Genomic DNA, 20,372 nt, shown 5'->3' with positions numbered 1-20,372 from the left:
CCACCCGAAATCGCAGTACTGCATTCTTCTCTGGAGGACACGTGAAGTTCGGACGATCCCGGCGTATCGCCCTGACGGCCATGGCCGCCGTCACCGCGGTCGCCCTCGCGGGCTGCGGAGGCCTCGAGGCCAGCGGGCCCCAGGCCTCCGGCGGGTCACTCGCCGAGGCCGGCAACCTGGAAGGTGTCGACTACATCGTCGGCGGCAAGAACTTCGACGAGCAGCTGGTGCTCTGCGAGATCACCGTCGCCGCCCTGGAGTCGGTCGGCGGCAACGTCACCCCGCGCTGCAACCTCGGTGGCACCGACGTCGCGCGGCAGGCGCTGCTGTCGGGCGACATCAACATGTACTGGGACTACACCGGCACCGCGTGGGCGTCGTTCTTCCAGGAGACCGAGCGGATCCCGGACGACAACGAGCTCTACCGCCTGGTCGCCGAGCGCGACCTGCAGGAGAACCAGCTCGTCTGGCTGGACAAGGCGGACTTCAACAACACCTACGCCTTCGCCGTGAACGGCGACAAGGCGCGCGAGGAGAACCTCGTCACGCTGTCCGACATGGCCGCCTACATCCGGGACGGCAAGCCGGGCCGGGTCTGCGTGGAGACCGAGTACAACTCCCGCGACGACGGCCTCCGCGGCCTGGAGCAGGCCTACGACTTCCAGGTCGGCGACCGGCTCGACGTGCTCGCCACCGGGCCGATCTACCAGGCCACCCAGGACGGCACCTGCACCTTCGGCCTGGTGTTCACCACCGACGGCCGCATCCCCGGTCCGGGCCTGACGGTGCTCGAGGACGACAAGAGCTACCACGTCACCTACAACGCGGCGCCGATCGTGCGCGAGGAGACCTACAACCAGAACGAGGCCGTCCGCGCGGTCATGGCGCCGATCGCCGGCGCGCTGACCCAGGACACCATGCTGCGGCTCAACGGCGAGGTGTCCTCCGACGGCCAGGACGCGCGGACCGTCGCGCGCAACTGGCTGACCCAGGAGGGCTTCATCGGCTGAGGTCCGCTTCCGCGGCCCCACCGGCAGCACCGCACTACGGCACGGCCCCGCCTCCGCCCGCACGACGGGCGGAGCGCGGGGCCGTTCCGCATCCACCCGTTCCGGCGCCGCCCGTTGCGCGGCGACCCGTTCCGTGGTCGTCTGACCAGGATCGATCGTTCCGCCGTCCCCCGCCCCACGCCCCGCAGGAAGACAGCACGTGAAGGACTCCCCAGCCCGCCGCGTCCGGCGGTCCGCCGTGGTGCTGACCGCCGCCCTGCTGGCCGTCGTCCTGCTCGCGACCGGATGCTCCGGGTTCACGTCCTCCGAACCGGGCTCCCTGGCCCGCGACGTCGATCTCTCCGGCCAGACCTACGTCGTCGGTTCCAAGGACTTCGACGAGCAGATCCTGCTCTGCCAGATCTCGATCGCCGCCCTCGAGTCGGCCGGCGCCTCGGTCACCGACCGGTGCGACGTGGGTGACACCGAGACCACCCGTCAGGCGCTGCTGTCCGGGGACATCTCGCTGTACTGGGAGTACACCGGGACGGCGTGGGCGTCGTTCCTGCGTGAGACCCGCCGGCTGTCCGACAGCGAGGTGCTGTACGAGCTCCAGCAGCGCGACCGGCGGGAGAACGGCGTGGTGTGGCTGGAGCGGGCCGGGTTCGACAACACCTACGCCTTCACCGTCGCCGGCGCGACGGCCGCCCGGCTGGGGCTGCGGACGTTGAGCGACATGACCGCCTACCTGGGGTCCGGGCAGCCGGGCACGGTGTGCGTCGAGGCCGAGTACCACTCGCGTGAGGACGGCCTGCGCGGGCTGCAGGAGGCCTACGAGACGGAGTTCCCGCCGGACCGCGTCCAGGTCCTCGACCAGAACGTGATCTACCAGTCCACGTCCGACGGGGTCTGCCTGTTCGGCGAGGTCGCCGGCACCGACGGCCGGATCCCGGGCCTGGGGCTGCGGGTGCTCGAGGACGACCGCGGCTACCACATCACCTACAGCCCGGTCCCGACGATCCGGCAGGACGTGTTCGACCGGAATCCGGACATCGCCCGGGTCCTCGACCCGATCTCCCAGGCGCTCGGCCAGGACACCATGCAGGAGCTCAACGGCCGGGTGTCGGCCGACGGCGAGAGCGCACGCGACGTCGCACGGGACTGGCTGTCCGAGCGCGGCTTCATCGGGAGCCCCTGATGGCGGGCCGGTCGGTCGACGAGGTCCGCGACGGGGTCGAGCTGACCAACCTGGACGCGCCGCTGTTCGACGACGCCGGCGGAGTCACGAAGCGGGAACTGGTCGACCACCTGGACGCGTTCGCCGACCGGATCCTGCCCGGCCTCGCCGACCGCCCGCTGTCGGTCGTCCGCGCCCGGCCGGGACAGGCGCCGTTCATGCAGAAGAACCTGCCCCGCGGGGCGCCGGACCGGATCCCCACGCTCCCGGTCTGGGCGGCGTCGTCGCAGCGGACCGTGCACTACCCGCTGTGCCCGGACCGCCGGACGCTGCTGTGGTTCGGCAACCAGCGGGCGATCGAGCTCCACCCGACCCTGCTGCCGCACGACGCGACCACCACCGGCGAGCTCGTGATCGACCTGGACCCACCCGACGACGGCGGGTTCGCGCAGGTCGTGGCCGCCGCCCAGCTGGTCCGCACGGCGCTGGACGCGGTCGGGATGGACGCGGCCGTGAAGACCAGCGGTGCGAAGGGCCTGCACCTGGTCGTCCCGCTGAGCGAGCCGCTGGCGATCGACGACGCCTTCGCCGCCACCCGCGCGCTCGCCGCACGCGCCGAAGCGCTCGGGCCCGACACCGCCACCACGGCCTTCATCCGGGCCGACCGGGGCGGCCGGGTGTTCCTGGACCCGACCCGGGCCGGCGGCGCCACGCTGGTAGCCGCCTACAGCCCGCGGGCCCGGCCGGGCCTGCCGGTGTCCTTCCCGGTCGCCTGGGACGACCTGGAGCACGTCACGCCCGCGGACTTCACGGTGCGCACCGCGGCCGGCCTGCTCGGCGGCACCGACCCGTGGCGCGACCTGCGTCCCGCGCCCGCCCCACTGCCCGCCGACGTCGTCGAGGAGGGGCACCGCATCCCCGTCCCGCGGGTGCAGGCGATGCACGAGGGCAAGCGCCGCAAGCGGGCCCGGGAGCGCGGCGAGAGCTGATCTCCTGCGCCCGCTCTCCTGCGCCCGCTCTCCTGCGCCCGCTCTCCTGCGCCCGCGCCGCTCAGCCCGATCTGCCGCCGCCGGTCCCCCGGGCCCGGCGGTAGATCCACCAGTCGTCGTTGTGGTGCGGGCCGAGGAGCTCGTAGCGCGCCGCGTCGCCGTCCGGCCCGGTCAGGTCGACGGTGCGCGGCGGGCGGCCGTCCTCGCCCGGCTCGATCCGCATCCGCTCACCGGCGTGCGGACCGTCGTCGAGGTACGCGTACACGGTGGGATCCTCCCACCGTTCACGCCTCGCGGGACCGTGCCCGGCTCGGCTGCACCCGCATCGGCTCGCCGGGCATCTTGGGATACTCCGGCGGGTAGGGCATCTCCCCCAGCCCGAGCTCGGCCTCGTCCTCGGCGTACCACCGCAGCGCGGTCTCGCAGCCGCCCGGCTGCTCGTCCATCCGCTCGTGCGGGTCCCCGTGGCGTTCCAGGATCCCCGGGACCGTGCGCAGGGTGAACTCCGCCGGGTCGACGTCGGCGACGGCGTCCCAGCCCAGCGGCATCGACACGGTCGCGTCCGGGAGCCCGCGCACCGACCAGGCGGAGGCGATGGTGCGGTCCCGGGCGGCCTGGTTGAAGTCCAGGAACACCCGCTCGCCGCGCTCCTCCTTCCACCAGTCCACGGTCGCCCGCTCCGGGATCCGGCGGCAGACCCGGCGGGCGATCGCGATCACCGCACGACGGACCTCGACGAAGTCCCACTCGGGACGCACCGGGCAGAAGACGTGCAGGCCCCGGCCGCCGGAGGTCTTGGGCCAGCCGGTCAGGCCGGCCTCCTCCAGCACCTCCCGCAGCACCCCGGCGACGACGGCGGCGTCGGCGAAGTCGGTGCCCGGCTGCGGGTCGAGGTCGATCCGCAGCTGGTCGGGGCGGTCGGTGTCCGCGCAGCGCACCGGCCACGGGTGGAAGTCGAGGGTGTTGAGGTTGGCCGCCCACGCGATCGTCGCCGGCTCGGTCACCGCGACCGACTCGGCCTTCCGGCCGCTCGGGAACGTGACGGTGCAGGTCCGCACCCAGTCGGGAGCCCCCTTGGGCACCCGCTTGACGAAGAACGGCTCGCCGTCCACGCCGTCGTTGAAGCGCTTGAGGTTGGTCGGGCGTTCGTGCAGCGCCCGTGCCATGGGCGCGCCGACGGCGAGGTAGTACTCCACCACCTCGCGCTTGGTGATCCCGAGCTTCGGGAACGCGATCTTGTCCGGACTGGTCAGCCGGACGTCCCGGGGGCCGTCCGGCCCGTCCACCTGCAGCATCACGACGTCGCGGCTCGCCACCGCGCGAACCTACCGCCCCCGGCACGGCGGCGCCGATTATCGTGGGGCGCATGAGCGACGACCGGTCTCCCCGGTTCGACGACGACCTCGTCGGGCTCGACCCCGACGACCCGGACGCCCGGGCCTTCGCCGCGCACCTGGACCGGATGCAGCGGGTCCCGTCGTGCTCGGTCGAGGGCTACATCCAGGGCGTCGGCGACTTCGCGGAGTCGGCGAACCGGCTGCGCGGACCGCGCCGGACGGCGGCCGTCGCCGCGACCGTCCTGATGCTGCTGTTCGCCGCGTGGGTCATCGCGAACGCGGTCGTCTTCGTGGTCACGACCTGGATCTGAGCCGCACCGATCCCAGCGGCGGCCCGCGGGAAAGGGTTAGCGTGGTCGCATGGGTCTGTTCAGCCGCGGTACCGACGAGTCCACCACGAGCACCGAGCCCGCCCCGAAGGTCGTCAAGTCCGACGACGAGTGGCGGGCCCAGCTGAGCCCGGCCGAGTACCAGGTGCTCCGCCAGGCCGGCACCGAGCGGCCGTTCACCGGTGAGTACACCGACGAGAAGCGCACGGGCGTCTACCGCTGCCGGGCGTGCGGCGCCGAGCTGTTCCGCAGCGAGACGAAGTTCGAGTCGCACTGCGGGTGGCCGTCGTTCTTCACCCCGCTCGCCGGGGACGCCGTCATCGAGCGCACCGACAGCACGCTGGGCATGACCCGGACCGAGGTGCTGTGCGCGAACTGCCACAGCCACCTCGGGCACGTGTTCGCCGGTGAGGGCTACGGAACGCCCACCGACCTGCGCTACTGCATCAACTCGGTCTCGCTCAGCCTGGAGCCGAGCGAGTAGCCCGGCGCCCGACGCGGTCCCGCGTTCCGCGGAACCGCGCACGACCGGGCGGAGCCGGTTGCGATCAGGTGCGCAACTGACGGCGCGACTCCCGACGAGCGCAGACGTGCGACGCCGCACGGCCGCGTACGCCGCGGAGCGCCGATCCGAACGGCCTCACCTGGCCCGCGGGACCGGCGGCGTCGGTCGCACCGCGTTCCGCGGGACACCACGACATCCCTCCTGAGGACCGCCGCCGATCGGGTTCCGCGGAGATCGACGGTGCCGGTCGCCTCGTCCGAACCGTCACCGCCTCGTCGCCCGCCTCCCGCGGAGACGACAGCGCCTCGGTGCTCGAACCCCGCGGGACAGCGCAGCCGATCGCAGGTCGCGTTCCGCGGAACGCGGCGGACCCGAGCCGCACCGCGCGACCGTCGCTCGGCGCGTTCCGCGGAACGTGGCGGTCCGGCGTCTCCGATCGGAGGCGAGCCCGACCGCCGGCTCCTGCCGACGGGGCCTGCCGACGGGGCCTGGATCCGCCCCCTTCTCCGGGTCGTCCGGCCCTCGCGAGGTCCAGCCCACCCGCGTGCCGTCGCCGTCGCCGTCGACGGCGCGCACGGTGCCGAGCATCCGGTGTCGCGTTCCGCGGAACGCGACACCGGAGTTCCGGGCACCAGGGCAACGGCCGCCAGGACACCGGATGCGACGGGCAGCCGGGGCACGGGCACCTGGAGACCGAGAGACCGGGAATCCGGTACTCCGAGCCGGTCGGAGCGCCACCACGACCCGGGCCGCCGCGGATCACGGTCGCCGCTCGTTGTCGGACCCCGGTGCCACACTCGGTTCGAACATGAATTCGAGCCCTGGAGGTTCCGATGCCCGCCACCGCCGACCCGTCCACCCCGTCGACGCTGACCCTGCCCGACCTCGAGACCGAGCTGCTCGGCCTGGCCGGGCACATCGCCGCAGCCGAGTGCCGGTTCCTGCAGCTCCTCGCCGAGTTCGACCGCCGCGGCGGGTGGGCAGGGGTCGGCGTGCGGTCCTGCGCGCACTGGTTGTCCTGGCGGGCCGGGATGAGCATGCGCACCGCGACCGAACACCTGCGCGTCGCCCACGCCCTGACGAACCTGCCCCGCATCACCGAGGCCTTCGCGGCGGGGCGGATCTCCTACTCGAAGGTGCGCGCACTGACCCGGGTGACCGGCTCGGACACCGCCGCGCTGGCGCGGTACGCCGGAGCCACGGCCGGCTCGGGTTCCGCGGCCCCGCCCGCCTCCGCGGCCGCCGTCCCGCTACCGCGCACGGCTCCCGAGGGGCCGGGCTCCCCGGCTGCCGCAGCGGAGCCGGTCACCGAGCCGGAGTCGGCGACCCGATCGACATCGTCCGCCGGCCACGCAGCCGTGGCCGATCCCGCGGTGTCCACATCTCGCGACACCGACACCGACACCGACACCGACCCCGCGACGCCACCGGCCGCTCACGATCCGGAGGTCGCCGAGCGGGTACTGCTGAACCTGGCCCTGTCCGGAACGGCGAGCCACGTCGAGACCGTCGTGCGGGCGGTCCGCCGACGCACCGCTCCCCCGTCGGAGCTGGCGGCGCGCCGCTCCCTGTCCTGGCACCACGACACCGACGGCTCCCTGGTGCTCCGTGGCCGGTTCACGCCCGAGGAGGGTGCGGTGCTGATCGCCGCGATCGACGCGCTGCTGCCGGCACCCGTACCGACGCGGCACTCCGACGCCGGTCGCCCGGCGGACCTGGACGAGCAGATCGTCGAGCGGGAACCCGGACCGGCCGTCGATCGCACGGCGGCCCGCCGGGCCGACGCGTTGCTGGACCTCGTCAGGGACACCGACGAGGAGACGGAGGGCCCCGTCGTCGCCCGGGGCGCGGTGGAGGTGGTGGTGCACCTCGACGTCGGCACGGGCACCGCCCGCCTGGCCGACGGCCCCGAGATCCCGACGCCGACCGCGGAACGGCTCGCCTGCGACGCGCGGGTGCGTGTCCTGCTCGACGACCGTGCGCGGAATCGGCTCTACCTGGGGCGCCGTCGCCGGCTCGCGACCCCCGCCCAGATCGCCGCACTCACCGCGCGGGACTGCGCCGACGGCGGCGGGTGCCGGTTCCCCGGCTGTGACCGCACCCGGCACCTGCACGCCCACCACGTCCGCCCGTGGCTGCGCGGCGGGCCCACCGACATCGACAACCTGATCCTTCTCTGCAGCCACCACCACCGCGTGGTCCATGATCACGGCTACCTGATACTCATCGGCGACAGCGGCGGCTGGGATGTCCGGCGACCGGACGGAAGCCCCGTCCCGCGGGCCGGCGAACCGCTGACCGGCCTCTCCGATGGGGTGGTCGAGATCAACACCCGGGCCGGGCTGCGGCTCGGCCGCACCAGCCTGACCCCGGACTGGTACGGCGATCGGCTCGATCCGGAGCCGATCCTCGACGCGCTGCTCCCGCCGCGGGTCGCCCACCGCGCCGCGGCCTGAGCCGGCGGGTGGGCGGGCAGATCAGGGCAGGGAGGTGACCAGGTCCCCGACCTCGACGCGCGGCCCGGTGTAGAACGGGATCTCCTCGCGGACGTGCCGCCGTGCCTCGGTCCCGCGCAGGTGCCGCATCAGGTCGACGATCCGGTACAGCTCGTCGGCCTCGAACGCGAGGATCCACTCGTAGTCCCCCAGCGCGAAGGCGGGGACGGTGTTGGCGCGGACGTCGGCGTAGTCCCGCGCCTCCTTGCCGTGGTCGGCCAACATGGTGCGGCGCTCGGCGTCGGGCAGCAGGTACCACTCGTAGGACCGGACGAAGGGATAGACGCACACGTAGCCCTTGGGGTCCTCGCCCGCCATGAACGCCGGCACGTGGCTCTTGTTGAACTCGGCCGGGCGGTGCAGCGCGGTCTGGCTCCACACCGGCACCGACGCCCGCCCCAGCGCGGTGGTGCGGCGCAGGTCGGCGTAGGCGGCCTGCAGCGACTCGATCTCCGCGGCGTGCCACCAGATCATGTAGTCGGCGTCGTGCCGGAGACCGGCCAGGTCGTAGACACCGCGGACGGCGACGTCCTTGTTGGCCAGCGAGTCGAGGTACTCACCGGCCTCGCGGGCGGCGTCGCTGCGGTCGTCGCCGAGCCGGCCGGGCTCGACGCGGAACACCGACCACATGGTGTAGCGGATGGTCTCGTTGATCGCTTTGACGTCGACGCGGGCCATGGCCGGGATGTTACGCCGCGGGGTGGGGTGACCCTGAGCACGGCGCCCGGTCCCGCGGGGCCCGGTCAGGCCGGCCGCAGCGCCGACGCCAGCCGCTCGGCCGCGGCACGGGCGGACCCGACGCAGGCCGGCACCCCGACGCCGTGCAGCATCGCCCCGGCGACGGCCAGGCCCGGCTCCGCCGCGACGGCCGACTCCAGCGCCGCGACGACCTCGCCGTGGCCGACGCCGTACTGCGGCAGCCCGCCGCCCCAGCGCTGGACGTGCACGGCCACCGGCTCGGCGTCGACTCCGTCGAGCTCGCGCAGGTCGGCGCGGGTGCGGCTGACGAGCTCGTCGTCCTCGACCTGCAGCGTGGCCTCCTCGCCGAAGCGGCCGATCGAGGCGCGGATCCGCACGAGGCCGTCGGTGCCGAGGTGGGCCCATTTGGTCGAGGCGTGGGTGACGCCCTTGACCGACAGGGGCTCGTCGGCGGCGACCAGGCAACCGGAGGTCGTGGGCATGGTGGCGGCGACGTCGGACGCGCGGTAGGCCAGCCCGACGACCGCCGAGGACGCCAGCGCGACCCGGGCCGCCGCGCCGGCCGCCGCGGGAACGACCGGCTCGAGGAGCCGGCGGAGCGCCGGCGGCGGGACCGCCAGCAGCACGGCGTCGACGTCGACGATCTCGGGCGCAGGAACCGGGCCGAGCACCAGCCGCCAGCCGCCGCCCCGGCCACGCGGGTCACCGGACGGCCCACGAGGGTCGGCACCCGGCTCCCCCGGGTCACCGGCCCGGCCGCGTGCACCCGGCGGCTCGGCGCCGGGCGCCTCCGGCAGCCGGAGGAGCTCGCGCACCGTCACCCCGGTCCGGAGGGTCACGGCCGCGGCGTCGACCAGGGCGTCGACCACCTCGCGGTACCCACCGCGCACGGCACCGAACACCGGCCCGGCCGCGGCGGGCTGCACTGCGGCAGGGACCGCGCCACCCGGCCCGTGCGGCCCACCGACGACGCCCGTCGCACGCCGCTCGCCCGGTTCCGCGGAACCGGAACCGGGGCCGCCGGCCCCCGACCGGGACCCGGCACCGGGCCCGGCGGCCAGCGTGCCGGCCTTCTGCCCGCTCGACGCCATGCCCACGCTCGCGGCCTCGGTCAGTGACCGGGCACCCGCGTCCAGCGCGGCGGCCAGCGCGGGGACGGTCGCCCGCAGGCCGAGCGTGTCGACCCGGCCCGCGTACACCCCGCCCAGCAGCGGGTCGGCGATCCGGTCGACGACCTCGGGGCCGAACCGGTCCCGCAGCAGCGCGCCGAGCGCGGTGTCGCTCCCGGCCGTCCAGTCCAGCGGCCGGTCCGGTTCGGCGGCGACCGCGCGCAGTCCGGCGTCGGAGAGCACCCCGTCGAGGACGGCGTCGCGGCCGGGGACACCCATCAGCGTCCCGCGGGGCATTCCGACGGTGCGTCCGCCGGCCCGGATCGTCGCGGTCGCCGGGGTCGGGTGGGTCAGCGACGCCGACAGGCCGAGCTCGGCCAGCAGGTCGGTCATCTCGGGCCGCCGGACGAGGAAGGCCTCGGCGCCCACGTCGAACGGGGCACCGGCCAGCTCGACGGTACGCAGCACACCGCCGAGCCGGTCCCGCTGCTCGAGCAGGGTGATCTCCGCGGACGGCCCGAGCAGGGTGCGCAGCCGGTGCGCCGCGGCCAGGCCGGAGATCCCGCCACCGACGACGGCGACGCGCGGCGGACGGGAGGGACTCAACCGGCCGGTTGGGCGTGGATCGTCTCGACGGTCCGGGTGATCACGTCCGGGTCGGTCTGCGGGAGCACACCGTGCCCGAGGTTGAACACGTGACCGGGGGCGCGGGCACCCTCGGCGGCGATCCGGACCACCTCGGCGTCGACCGCGTCCTGCCCGGCGAACAGCACCGCCGGGTCGAGGTTGCCCTGCACCGGGACCGCTCCCCCGGCCCGGGCCGCCGCGACGTCGAGCGGGGTGCGCCAGTCGACCCCGATGACGTCGGCCCCGGCCTCGGTCATCGCGCCGTAGAGCTCCGCGGTGCCGACGCCGAAGTGGATGCGCGGCAGCCCGGTCCCGGCGAGCGAGCCCAGGAGCTCGGCGGAGTGCGGCAGGACGAACTCGCGGTAGTCGCGCTCGGACAGTGCGCCGGCCCAGGAGTCGAACAGCTGCACGGCGTCCACCCCGGCGGCGGCCTGACGGTGCAGGAAGGTGCCGGTGAGCCGGGCCAGCTTGCCGAGCAGGGCGTGCCACACGTCCGGCTCGGAACGCATCAGGGCCTTCGTCTTCTCGTGGTTGCGGCTGGGCCCGCCCTCGATCAGGTAGGACGCGAGGGTGAAGGGCGCGCCCGCGAAACCGATCAGCGGGGTGTCCCCCAGCTCGGGCAGCAGCAGCCCGATCGCCTCGGTCACCGGGTCCACCTGCTCGGGGGCGAGCTCGGGCAGCGCCTCGACGTCGGCCGCGGTGCGCACGGGCGCGTCGACGACGGGGCCGGTGCCGGGCACGATGTCGACGCCGATCCCGGCCAGGTACAGCGGCACCACGATGTCGGAGAACAGGATCGCCGCGTCGACCCCGTGCCTGCGCACCGGCTGCAGGGTGATCTCGCAGGTCAGGTCCGGCGTCAGGCAGGCCTCGAGCATTCCGTTGTCCGCCCGCAGCGCCCGGTACTCGGGCAGTGAGCGCCCGGCCTGGCGCATGAACCAGACGGGCAACCGGGACGGGCGGCGGCCGCGCGCCACGTCGAGGAACGGCGCCCCGGCCAGGTCGCGGCGACGGTCCGAGGGCGCGGGAAGGGTGCTCGAGATGCCTGCTGTCATGACCCCACCATCGTCGCACGCAGCAGCGGAAGGGCGGCGAGCAGTCCCCACCGGTCGGCGCGCCTGACCGGCGGAAGGCCCTGCGCGGCCTAGAGTTCCGCGCCGTGCCGGACGCGATCTCTCCACCACCGCTGTTCCGCCGCGCCGTGTCCTCGCTCGGATCGGTGGCGCCGCGCCCGGAGCTCGTGGTGCGCGCGCTGGAGGCCCCGCCCCGGCTCGCGCCCTTCAGCTGGGCCACGAGCGTCGAGGCCGACATCGGCCACCGCGGCGACGGCACCGACGACCTGGACGAGCCCGACACCTCCGGCCGGCTGATCCTGCTGCACGACCCGGAGGGGCAGGAACGCTGGCAGGGGACGTTCCGGCTGGTCTGCTTCGTCCAGGCCCGGCTGGAACCGGGTCAGCTCGGCGACGACATGCTCCCCCGGATCGGGTGGTCCTGGCTGACCGACGCGTTCGAGCAGACCGGCGCCGAGTTCACCGCGCTGGGCGGGACCGTCACCCAGACGTCCTCGGTCCGCTTCGGCGGGCTGCGCGACACCGGCGACGCGCCACCCCGGGAGGACGACGTCGAGCTGCGCGCGTCCTGGACGCCTACGGAGAGCGACGCGGACTTCGCGCGACACGCCGCCGCGTTCGGGGCACTCGTGGCGACCGCGGCGGGCCTGCCTCCGGTCGGCGCAGTACCGTTGAGCCGAACTCCAGGCTGATCCGCACTGGTCAGCCACGTTCCGCGAAGAAATGTCACCCGTCGGAGTGGGAGCGCACCCACATCCATGTAACTTCGGGGGCCAGAAGTTCGAATGCATACGCGACGTTAGGCCGCATGGAGGGATACCATCTCCCGCATGGCACCCACCCGGGCGGCCGAGCGCCACTCTCTCCGTCCCTCGGGTTCCGGTGTTGGTCGGGGGCTGACGACCGACTCCAGGAAGGTTGACGACGTGGCTGTACTTGGCCAGCAAGTGCCGGCGCAGGGCTCCGGCATGACAACGAGCGGTAGCACCACCACCGGTGGAGCGCCGATCGGTGGGGCGGTGCTCTCTCCGGGAGTCGTCCCGCAGCCGCGGGAGGAGTTGTTCACGGTTCTCGTCGTGGACGACCACCCGCTGCTCCGGGAGGCCATCGCCGGGCGGCTCCGCTCGATGGGAGCCGGCACCGTGCACGAGGCCGCCTCGGTCACCGAGGCCCGCGCCCGTGCGCACGCCGCGGGTCCGTGCGACCTCGCGGTCCTCGACCTGACCCTGCCGGACGGCAGCGGCCTGGACCTGGTCAGCGAGCTCCGTTCGCTGGGCTGGAACCGGCTGGTCGTGCTGGCGTCCTCGGACGACCCGTACGCGGTCCGCTCGGCGTTCCAGGCGGGCGCCCAGGCGTACCTGCTGAAGTCGGCGTCGCCCTCGGTGGTGACCGACGGCGTCAAGCGGGTGCTCGACGGCGGCGTCTACGCCGACCCGACGGTCGCCCCGCTGCTCGCCACCGGTTCCCGGGTCCCGGGCACCGACAACACCCCGCGTGAGCTCTCCGCGCGCGAGGTCGAGGTGCTGCAGCTGGTCGCCGACGGCCAGTCGAACAAGGAGATCGGCGAGGCCCTGAACCTCTCCGCACTCACGGTGAAGAGCCACCTGTCCCGGATCGGGCGCAAGCTCGGCACCGGCGACCGCGCCCAGATGGTGGCGCTGGCCATGCGTGCGGGCGTGATTCGCTGAGCCAGGGCGAGGAGGCGGGCGGCGGCACGGGTACCACGGTCACCCGGTCGCCCGCCGTGTCGTCCCCCGAACCCCCACCCGAGGCCGTGCCGCTGCTGCGGCCGGCCGACGGGTTGCCGCCGGTGACGACGTCGGCCGACGCGCTCGGCGACGTCGTCACGGCACTCGCCGGGGGCACCGGCCCGATCGCGGTCGACGCCGAGCGCGCCTCCGGTTTCCGCTACTCGCAGCGCGCCTACCTGGTGCAGCTGCGGCGGGCGGGTTCCGGCAGCGCGCTGGTCGACCCGATCCCGCTGCGCGACGACCTCGCGCCGCTGGCCGACGCGCTGGACGGGCCCGAGTGGGTGCTGCACGCCGCATCCCAGGACCTGCCCTGCCTCGCCGAGATCGGGCTGCGGCCCGCGTCGCTGTTCGACACCGAGCTCGCCGGCCGGCTCGCGGGGCTCCCCCGCGTCGGTCTCGGACCGATGGTCGAGAACCTGCTCGGGCTGGCGCTGGAGAAGGGACACGGCGCCGCGGACTGGTCCCGGCGGCCGCTCCCCGAGGACTGGCTGGTCTATGCCGCGCTCGACGTCGAGGTGCTCGTCGAGCTCCGGGACGTGCTCGCCGGCCTGCTCGCCGAGCAGGGCAAGCTGGACTGGGCACAGCAGGAGTTCGAGGCCGTCCGGACCGCGCCGCCGCCGGCTCCGCGGGCCGAGCCGTGGCGGCGGACGTCCGGCATCCACAAGGTCCGCAAGTCGCGGCCGCTGGCCGCGGTCCGCGAGCTGTGGCTGGCGCGTGACTCGCTGGCCGCCGAGCGGGACATCGCGCCCGGCCGGGTCCTGCCCGACGCCGCGATCGTCGACGCCGCCGTACGGAACCCGGACTCCGCCCAGACGCTGGCCGGGCTGCCGGTGTTCCGCGGCCGGTCGCAACGCCGGCTGGCCCGGTACTGGTTCGACGCGCTGCGCCGGGCCGCCGAGCTGCCCGACGCCGAGCTCCCCCGCGGTTCGGCCACCACCGACGGACCGCCGCCGGTGTCCCGGTGGGCCGATCGCGACCCCGCGGCCGCCGAGCGGCTGTCGGCCGCCCGGGCGGCCTTGGCGGACGTCTCGGAGAAGTACGACGTCCCGGTGGAGAACCTGCTGCAGCCGGACCTGCTGCGCCGGCTGTGCTGGACCCCGCCCGCCGACGGCGACGTGTCCGCCGCCCTGCGGGCCGGTGGGGCCCGCACGTGGCAGATCGAACTGCTCGCGCCGCTGCTGGAGCCGGTGCTCGCGTCCCGCTGACCGGCGGCGACCGGTTCGCGGACGGCACCGCGTCGACGTACTGCGCTCTCAGCGGTCCTTCGAACGGACCTCTCGTGGCGATCCTTCCCACGAAGGGTCCCTTCGTGGCACCGTCGGCGGCGGTGCGGTCGGCGGCGGTGATGCGATCGGTGGCGGTGCGGCCGGCGGTGATGCGGCCGCACCCGGCCGTCCGGTGCCGGACAGGGTCACCCGGACCTCGAGCCCACCCCCGGGCACCGGCTCGCCCCGGACGTGCCCGCCGTGCGCGGCGGCGATCGCCCGGACGATCGACAGGCCCAGGCCCGACCCACGGGTGTGTGCCGTGCGGGCCACCGGCCCCCGGCGGAACGGCTCGAAGAGCTCCGCCACCTGCCCGTGCACCAGCTCGGGACCGGAGGAGGCGACCCGCAGCCGTACCCCGCCGTCCGGCATCGTCTCGCAGCCCGCCTCGATCCAGCCGCCGTCGCGGTTGTGCCGCACCGCGTTCTCCATCAGATTGGCCACCAGCCGGTGCAGCAGGACGCCGTCCCCGGCGACCGTGGCCGGTCCGCCTGGAGCGGCGGGCACGCCGGTCCGGACGGTGAGCGCGCGGGCGGCCACGTCGGCGGCGACCGCGTCCAGCTCGGTGGCGAGCACCCCGGCCAGGTCGACCTCGGTCCGGTCCGCGCCGGCCAGCGGGCCGGTCGCCTCGGTGCGGGCCAGCAGCAGCAGTCCGGAGACGAGCTCGTCGCAGCGCCGGCCGGCGTCGCGGACGACCTCGGCCATCCGGCGCAGCTCGGCGGGATCGGGGTCCGGGTCCTGCAGGGTCACGTCGATCTCGGTCCGCAGCACCGCGAGCGGGGTCCGCAGCTCGTGCCCGGCGTTCGCGACGAAGCGGCGCTGGGCGTCGAACGCGGCCTGCAGCCGGTCGAGCATCGCGTCGAACGCGGCGGCCAGCTCGGCGACCTCGCCACGGGCCGACTCCAGCCCGACACGCTCGTCCAGCGACCCGGCCGACAGCCCCGAGGCGGTCTCGACGACCCGGTGCAGCGGGTCCAGCACCCGTCCGACCAGCACCCACGCCGTGACGGCCCCGGCCACCACGACCAGCGGGAACGCGATGAGCCCGGCCCGGAGCACCTCGTCGCGGGCGGACGCGGCGATCGCGTCCCGGGCGGTCTCGGCGGGCACCGGCACCCCGTTCACGACGACCGTGCCGGGCAGTGCCGGCGTCCCGGCGACGGCCGCGCCGACCAGCGCCCAGCCCAGCCACAGCAGCAGGGCCGCCACCACAGCGACCAGGACGGTCGCCAGCAAGGTCAGCCGATGGCGCAGCCGCCAGCGGGCAGGGAGCACGGCGCGGGACACGGCTCAGCCCGCGGCGGAGGCCCCGGCGTCGCCCGTCCCGGGAACCCGGTAGCCGGCGCCGACCACGGTGTCGATGATCCCGGGCTCCCCGAGCTTCTTGCGCAGGGTCATCACCGTGACCCGCACCGTGGTGGTGAAGGGGTCGGCGTTCTCGTCCCAGACCCGCTCCAGGAGCTCCTCGCTGGACACGACGGCGCCGCCGGCGGCCAGCAGCACCTCCAGCACGCCGAACTCCTTGCGGGTCAGCTCCACCGGCCGCCCGGACCGGGTCACGGTGCGCCGGGCCGGGTCCAGGACCAGGTCCCCCGCGGACAGCGTCGGCGGGACCGCCGGGGTGGCGCGCCGGCCCAGGGCCCGGACCCGGGCGACGAGCTCGGGGAAGTCGAACGGCTTGGCGAGGTAGTCGTCCGCGCCACGGGACAGCCCCTCGACCTTGTCGGCCAGCGTCCCGGACGCGGTGAGCATCAGCACCCGGGTGGTCCCCCCGGCGGCGACCAGCTCGTCGCACAGCTCGTCGCCGCTGCGCCCGGGCAGGTCCCGGTCGAGGACGGCGACGTCGTAGCGGGTCACCGACAGCTTCTCGGACCCCTCGTCGCCGTCGTAGGCCACGTCGACGGCCATCCCGTCGCGGCGCAGGCCGCGCGCCACCGCGTCGGCCATGGCCGGCTCGTCCTCGACGACGATCACCCGCATCAGGACTCCCGGACCGCCCGGTCCGCCGCGTCCAGCGCGGGGACCGGCGGGACGGACGCGGCCGCCCACTCGGTGACCCGCCGGGCGACGTCCTGTTCGGTCAGGCCGGCGGCGGCGAGGACGTCGTCGCGGCTGCCGTGCTCCAGGTAGGACTGCGGCAGGGCGAGGTCGCGCTGGCGGACGTCGATGCCGTTCTCGCGCAGCGCGTCGGAGAGCGCGGAGCCGAACCCGCCGTGCCGCCCGCAGTCGGACACCGTGACCACCAGCTGGTGGTCCGCGGCGAGGGTGAGCAGCTCGCGCGGCACCGGCAGCACCCAGCGCGGGTCGACGACGGTCACGTCGACGCCCTGGTCGGCGAGCCGGCGGGCGGCACCGAGCCCGAGCCCGGCGAACGCGCCGACGCAGACGAGCAGCACCTGCGCGCGCCCGTCGGCCGGCTCGTGCAGCACGTCGACCCCGGCCGGGCCGTCGAGCCGGCGCACCGCGGGCAGCGGGGCCGCGACCGACCCCTTCGGGTAGCGCAGCGCGGTCGGGCCGTCGGTGACCGCGGCCGCCTCGCGGAACTCCTCGCGCAGCGTGGGCTCGTCGCGCGGCGCGGCGACCCGCATCCCGGGCACGACCCCGAGCAGCGACAGGTCCCACATCCCGTTGTGCGAGGGGCCGTCGCTGCCGGTCACCCCGGAGCGGTCGAGCATCAGGGTGAGCCGCTCGCGGTGCAGGCCGACGTCCATCAGCAGCTGGTCGAACCCGCGGTTGAGGAACGTCGAGTAGAGCGCGACGACCGGGTGCAGCCCGGCCCGGGACAGCCCCGCGGCGGTGGTCAGCGCATGCTGCTCGGCGATCCCGACGTCGATCAGCCGGTCCGGGTAGGCCTGCGCGAACGGCGCCAGCCCGGTCGGCCCGAGCATCGCGGCGGTGATCGCGACGACGTCGGTCCGCCGCCTGCCCAGCTCGACGACCTCCTCGGCGAAGACGTCGGTCCAGCCGGTCGACGGGGACCCGGTCGGCTCGCCGGTCTCCGGGTCGAACGCCGACGGGCTGTGCATCTGCTCGGCCTCGTCGTTCTCGGCCGGCGGGTAGCCGTGGCCCTTGCGGGTCACCGTGTGGACGATCACCGGGCCGCCGAACCGCTTGGCCCGCGACAGCGCCGACTCGACCTGCACGACGTCGTGGCCGTCGACCGGGCCGAAGTACTTGAGACCGAGGTCGGAGAAGAGCTCCTGCGGGCTGACGGCGTCCTTGACGCCCGCCTTGATCGCGTGCAGGCCCGCGTACAGCGCCTCCCCCACGACGGGGGTCCCGCGGACGGTCCGCTTGCCGGCGGCCAGCACGCGCTCGTAGCCCGGCTGCAGCCGCAGCGAGGCCAGCCGGTCCGCGAGGCCGCCGATCGTCGGCGAGTAGGACCGGCCGTTGTCGTTCACCACGATGACCACGTTGCGGTCCTCGGACGCCGCGATGTTGTTCAGCGCCTCCCAGGCCATCCCGCCGGTCAGCGCGCCGTCCCCGATCACCGCGACGACGTGGCGGTCCCGGCCGGTCAGCGCGTTCGCCCGGGCGATCCCGTCGGCCCAGGACAGCGACGACGACGCGTGGCTCGACTCGACGTGGTCGTGCTCGCTCTCGGCGCGGCTCGGGTACCCGGACAGCCCGCCGGTCTTCTTGAGCCGGTCCCAGCCGTCGTGCCGGCCGGTCAGCAGCTTGTGGACGTAGGCCTGGTGCCCGGTGTCCCAGATCAGGGTGTCCCGCGGCGAGTCGAAGACCCGGTGCAGTGCGATCGTCAGCTCGACCACGCCCAGGTTCGGGCCGAGATGGCCCCCGGTGCGCGACACCGCACTGATGAGGAAGCCACGGATCTCGGCCGCCAGCGCCGCGAGCTCGTCCGGACCGAGCGCGCGCAGGTCGGCCGGGCGCCGGATCGCGGCGAGTCCCCGGTTCGTCGTCACGTGCAGCCTCCTCGTCGCCGGGCGCCTGAAGGCGGGGGACCGCTGGGGCGGCCCGGCCTCGACTCGTCGGCCCACTCTACGGAGCGGCCGACGGGGGCACGCGGCGACGCACGCCCCGCCGCGGCGGAAGGGCCGTCCTCAGGACGGCGACCTCCGCCGCAGCGCCGGCGTGATTGCGCAGCGCGAAGACTCTACTCCGCATTTCACGCTGCACATCGCAGCCACCTCGACGGTGACCGCACAATTCTCGATCATCAAGATCGGTGTTTCTACAGAGATCAGAACTCCCAGCCGCGCACAACGACCTCCTCAGATGCCAGAGCGACAATTTCGATCTTCGATACCGAGCTTCCGACCTGCTCAGAACTCCCAGCCGCGCATGCTCGCACCCCCTTGCACCACACACCGTCAAAATGCCGATCTTCTCGCGGCCCGGGCTCCGGAGGCTCGGTCGCGACGTTCCGCAGCAATTCACCCCGACTGCCGCCGGGAATGTCGCTGACTAGTACCAGAATGCGGCGTCGAGCCGGGCAAGACAATGCGGCCCGCCCCATTGCGCACGCAAGCAACTCGTGATGATCCGAAGTGGCGTTACACAGGGTGATGCTTCCGACAACCCCGAGCAGCGACGAGCACGCGTCGTCCATCCGATCGGTCACGATGCGCGACACGGCGACCGGATAGGATCGGCCGACATCTGCTACGAGGGACGCGTCACGCGCGAACGATCTCGAGGACCACGGCGAGGGGAGGCGGCATGACGTCGCCACCCGCCCGGTTCCGCGAGGTCACCCGCTGGCCCGTCTGGCGGACTCCCCACCAGCTGATCGGCGCGATCGTCGTCGTCGAGGTGCTGGCGAGCGCACTCGTCGTCGCCGGGCTGTGGGCACTTCCCCTGCCGACCGGCCCGACCCTGTTCACCATGGCCACGCTGTGCGTCGGCGGTGTCCTGCACACCGAACTCGTGTCCGGGATCGAGCGGATCCGGCGATACGCGATGGACACCCACCACGTGAACCTCACGTCGGTGTGGACCTTCGCCGCCGCGCTGCTGCTGCCACCTGCGCTCGCAGCGCTCGTCGTGGCGATCGTGTACGGGCACCTGTTCGTCCGGGTCCAGCGGCCGGTCCCGCCACCCGAGCGCCGGCCGACGTATCGCGCGCTCTACAACGCCAGCACCATCGTGCTGGCCGTGCACGCCGCTGCGGGTGTCGTCGCCGCGACGGAGCCCGGAGGGATCTACGCCGGGCTCCCCTACCCGCTGACCATCGTTCTCGCGTTGCTCGCCTTCACCGTGGTCAACACCTGCCTCGTCCTGGGTGCGATCGCCATCGTCAACCCCGAGGCCCGGTTCATGCAGATCCTCTTCGGCGGCGACGATCTCAACCTCGAGCTCGCCACGCTCTGCCTGGGCGCGCTGGTCGCGAGCGCGTTGACGGCCATCGGACCGGTGGCGGCGTTGCTGGTGCTCCCGCCGATCCTGGCCCTGCACCGCACGATCCTGGTCCGGCAGCTCCGCGAGAAGGCCGACACCGACGCCAAGACGGGGCTGCTCAACCACGCCGCGTGGCACCTGCGCGGGTCGCACGCGCTGCAGGTCGCCGAGCGGGAGAGCAGGCAGGCCGCGTTGCTGATCCTCGACCTGGACCACTTCAAGGAGATCAACGACACGCACGGGCACCTCTACGGCGACCAGGTCCTCGCCTCGATCGCGCGGGTGCTGCGCGAGGAGCTGCGCGACCACGACCTGGTCGGCCGGTTCGGCGGCGAGGAGTTCGTGGTGCTGCTCCCCCGGCTGTCCGGGCACGACGGTCGCGACGAGGTCGTGCACATCGCCGAACGGCTGCGCCGCCGGGTGGGGGGCGGCTCGATGGCCACCGGGCCGGACGGGCCCACGATCCCTGCCGCCCGCACGGAGGGCACCCCGACGATCGGGCCACGGGCCGTCACCGTCTCGATCGGCGGCGCGGTGTTCCCCCGAGACGGCGGCGGGATCACCGCGCTGCTGGAGGTCGCCGACTCGGCGCTCTACGCGGCCAAGAAGGCGGGCCGGGACACCGTGCGGATCGGCCCGCCCCCGTTCCCGACCGCCGAGCGGGCCTGA

18 protein-coding genes are annotated in these 20,372 nt (G+C 74.3%); 10 read left to right on the top strand and 8 right to left on the bottom strand.

Annotation, left to right across the window (positions count from 1 at the left end):
• Positions 1 to 41 precede the first annotated feature (41 nt).
• The 3 genes from WIS52_RS17965 to WIS52_RS17955 all read left to right on the top strand — a co-directional run bounded on the left by WIS52_RS17965 (position 42) and on the right by WIS52_RS17955 (position 3,155).
• Positions 42 to 1,010 carry a glycine betaine ABC transporter substrate-binding protein gene (locus WIS52_RS17965; protein ID WP_349299430.1) on the top strand — a complete coding sequence of 323 codons (969 nt, stop codon included), beginning with the start codon at positions 42 to 44 and terminating at the stop codon, positions 1,008 to 1,010.
• 199 nt (positions 1,011 to 1,209) lie between these two features.
• Positions 1,210 to 2,187 carry a glycine betaine ABC transporter substrate-binding protein gene (locus tag WIS52_RS17960; protein WP_349299429.1) on the top strand — a complete coding sequence of 326 codons (978 nt, stop codon included), beginning with the start codon at positions 1,210 to 1,212 and terminating at the stop codon, positions 2,185 to 2,187.
• Positions 2,187 to 3,155, top strand: coding sequence for a DNA polymerase domain-containing protein (locus tag WIS52_RS17955; RefSeq protein WP_349299428.1), 969 nt, complete (start codon positions 2,187 to 2,189; stop codon positions 3,153 to 3,155). Before WIS52_RS17960 ends, WIS52_RS17955 begins: the two co-directional genes overlap by 1 nt.
• A gap of 61 nt (positions 3,156 to 3,216) precedes the next feature.
• On the opposite strand, the gene WIS52_RS17950 is transcribed toward WIS52_RS17955, so the two are convergent.
• Together WIS52_RS17950 and ligD are read right to left on the bottom strand one after the other, a co-directional pair.
• On the bottom strand, positions 3,217 to 3,420 hold the full coding sequence (locus WIS52_RS17950; RefSeq protein ID WP_349299427.1) for a hypothetical protein: 204 nt from the start codon (positions 3,418 to 3,420) through the stop codon (positions 3,217 to 3,219).
• Positions 3,421 to 3,439: 19 nt separating this feature from the next.
• Positions 3,440 to 4,450: a non-homologous end-joining DNA ligase gene (gene ligD, locus WIS52_RS17945; protein ID WP_349299636.1), complete on the bottom strand. Its 1,011-nt coding sequence runs from the start codon at positions 4,448 to 4,450 to the stop codon at positions 3,440 to 3,442.
• A 71-nt stretch (positions 4,451 to 4,521) separates the two neighbouring features.
• On the opposite strand from ligD, the gene WIS52_RS17940 reads away from it, so the two are divergent.
• From WIS52_RS17940 to WIS52_RS17930, 3 genes are all read left to right on the top strand, one after another.
• Complete coding sequence (locus WIS52_RS17940; protein ID WP_349299426.1) at positions 4,522 to 4,803, top strand: hypothetical protein; 282 nt, start codon at positions 4,522 to 4,524, stop codon at positions 4,801 to 4,803.
• 49 nt (positions 4,804 to 4,852) lie between these two features.
• Positions 4,853 to 5,305 (top strand): peptide-methionine (R)-S-oxide reductase MsrB, encoded by a 453-nt coding sequence (msrB, locus tag WIS52_RS17935; protein WP_349299425.1) that lies wholly within the window; start codon positions 4,853 to 4,855, stop codon positions 5,303 to 5,305.
• A gap of 854 nt (positions 5,306 to 6,159) precedes the next feature.
• Positions 6,160 to 7,782: an HNH endonuclease signature motif containing protein gene (locus WIS52_RS17930; protein WP_349299424.1), complete on the top strand. Its 1,623-nt coding sequence runs from the start codon at positions 6,160 to 6,162 to the stop codon at positions 7,780 to 7,782.
• A gap of 21 nt (positions 7,783 to 7,803) precedes the next feature.
• Here WIS52_RS17930 and hemQ read toward each other — a convergent pair whose 3' ends face one another.
• The 3 genes from hemQ to hemE all read right to left on the bottom strand — a co-directional run bounded on the left by hemQ (position 7,804) and on the right by hemE (position 11,311).
• Positions 7,804 to 8,499, bottom strand: a complete 696-nt coding sequence (gene hemQ, locus WIS52_RS17925) for a hydrogen peroxide-dependent heme synthase (RefSeq protein ID WP_349299423.1) — start codon at positions 8,497 to 8,499, stop codon at positions 7,804 to 7,806.
• Between the two features lie 65 nt (positions 8,500 to 8,564).
• Complete coding sequence (locus WIS52_RS17920) at positions 8,565 to 10,235, bottom strand: FAD-dependent oxidoreductase (protein ID WP_349299422.1); 1,671 nt, start codon at positions 10,233 to 10,235, stop codon at positions 8,565 to 8,567.
• The gene (gene hemE / locus WIS52_RS17915; RefSeq protein WP_349299421.1) at positions 10,232 to 11,311 is read right to left on the bottom strand and encodes a uroporphyrinogen decarboxylase; all 1,080 of its coding nucleotides are present in this window, start codon (positions 11,309 to 11,311) and stop codon (positions 10,232 to 10,234) included. The genes WIS52_RS17920 and hemE overlap by 4 nt, the downstream gene beginning before the upstream one ends.
• A 104-nt stretch (positions 11,312 to 11,415) precedes the next feature.
• Between hemE and WIS52_RS17910 the strand changes: the two genes are divergently transcribed.
• The 3 genes from WIS52_RS17910 (at position 11,416) to WIS52_RS17900 (ending at position 14,285) form a co-directional block, all read left to right on the top strand.
• Positions 11,416 to 12,021, top strand: coding sequence for a DUF3000 domain-containing protein (locus WIS52_RS17910; protein WP_349299420.1), 606 nt, complete (start codon positions 11,416 to 11,418; stop codon positions 12,019 to 12,021).
• A 435-nt stretch (positions 12,022 to 12,456) separates the two neighbouring features.
• On the top strand, positions 12,457 to 13,017 hold the full coding sequence (locus tag WIS52_RS17905) for a LuxR C-terminal-related transcriptional regulator (protein WP_379610466.1): 561 nt from the start codon (positions 12,457 to 12,459) through the stop codon (positions 13,015 to 13,017).
• 56 nt (positions 13,018 to 13,073) lie between these two features.
• On the top strand, positions 13,074 to 14,285 hold the full coding sequence (locus tag WIS52_RS17900; RefSeq protein WP_349299418.1) for a ribonuclease D: 1,212 nt from the start codon (positions 13,074 to 13,076) through the stop codon (positions 14,283 to 14,285).
• Between the two features lie 48 nt (positions 14,286 to 14,333).
• Here WIS52_RS17900 and WIS52_RS17895 read toward each other — a convergent pair whose 3' ends face one another.
• Genes WIS52_RS17895 through dxs form a run of 3 tightly spaced genes read right to left on the bottom strand, consistent with a single transcriptional unit; the run spans position 14,334 to position 18,268 of the window.
• Entirely contained in the window at positions 14,334 to 15,632 is a 1,299-nt protein-coding gene (locus WIS52_RS17895) for a sensor histidine kinase (RefSeq protein ID WP_349299417.1), read from the bottom strand.
• Positions 15,633 to 15,635: 3 nt separating this feature from the next.
• Entirely contained in the window at positions 15,636 to 16,325 is a 690-nt protein-coding gene (locus WIS52_RS17890) for a response regulator transcription factor (RefSeq protein ID WP_349299416.1), read from the bottom strand.
• Positions 16,325 to 18,268: a 1-deoxy-D-xylulose-5-phosphate synthase gene (gene dxs / locus WIS52_RS17885; RefSeq protein WP_349299415.1), complete on the bottom strand. Its 1,944-nt coding sequence runs from the start codon at positions 18,266 to 18,268 to the stop codon at positions 16,325 to 16,327. Before dxs ends, WIS52_RS17890 begins: the two co-directional genes overlap by 1 nt.
• Positions 18,269 to 19,025: 757 nt before the next feature.
• On the opposite strand from dxs, the gene WIS52_RS17880 reads away from it, so the two are divergent.
• Positions 19,026 to 20,372, top strand: a complete 1,347-nt coding sequence (locus WIS52_RS17880; protein WP_349299414.1) for a GGDEF domain-containing protein — start codon at positions 19,026 to 19,028, stop codon at positions 20,370 to 20,372.

Source organism: Pseudonocardia nematodicida, from assembly GCF_040105385.1.
Lineage (GTDB): Bacteria > Actinomycetota > Actinomycetes > Mycobacteriales > Pseudonocardiaceae > Pseudonocardia > Pseudonocardia nematodicida.
Note: the sequence above shows the minus strand (reverse complement) of the source record. Positions and strands in the feature narration are given on the sequence as shown.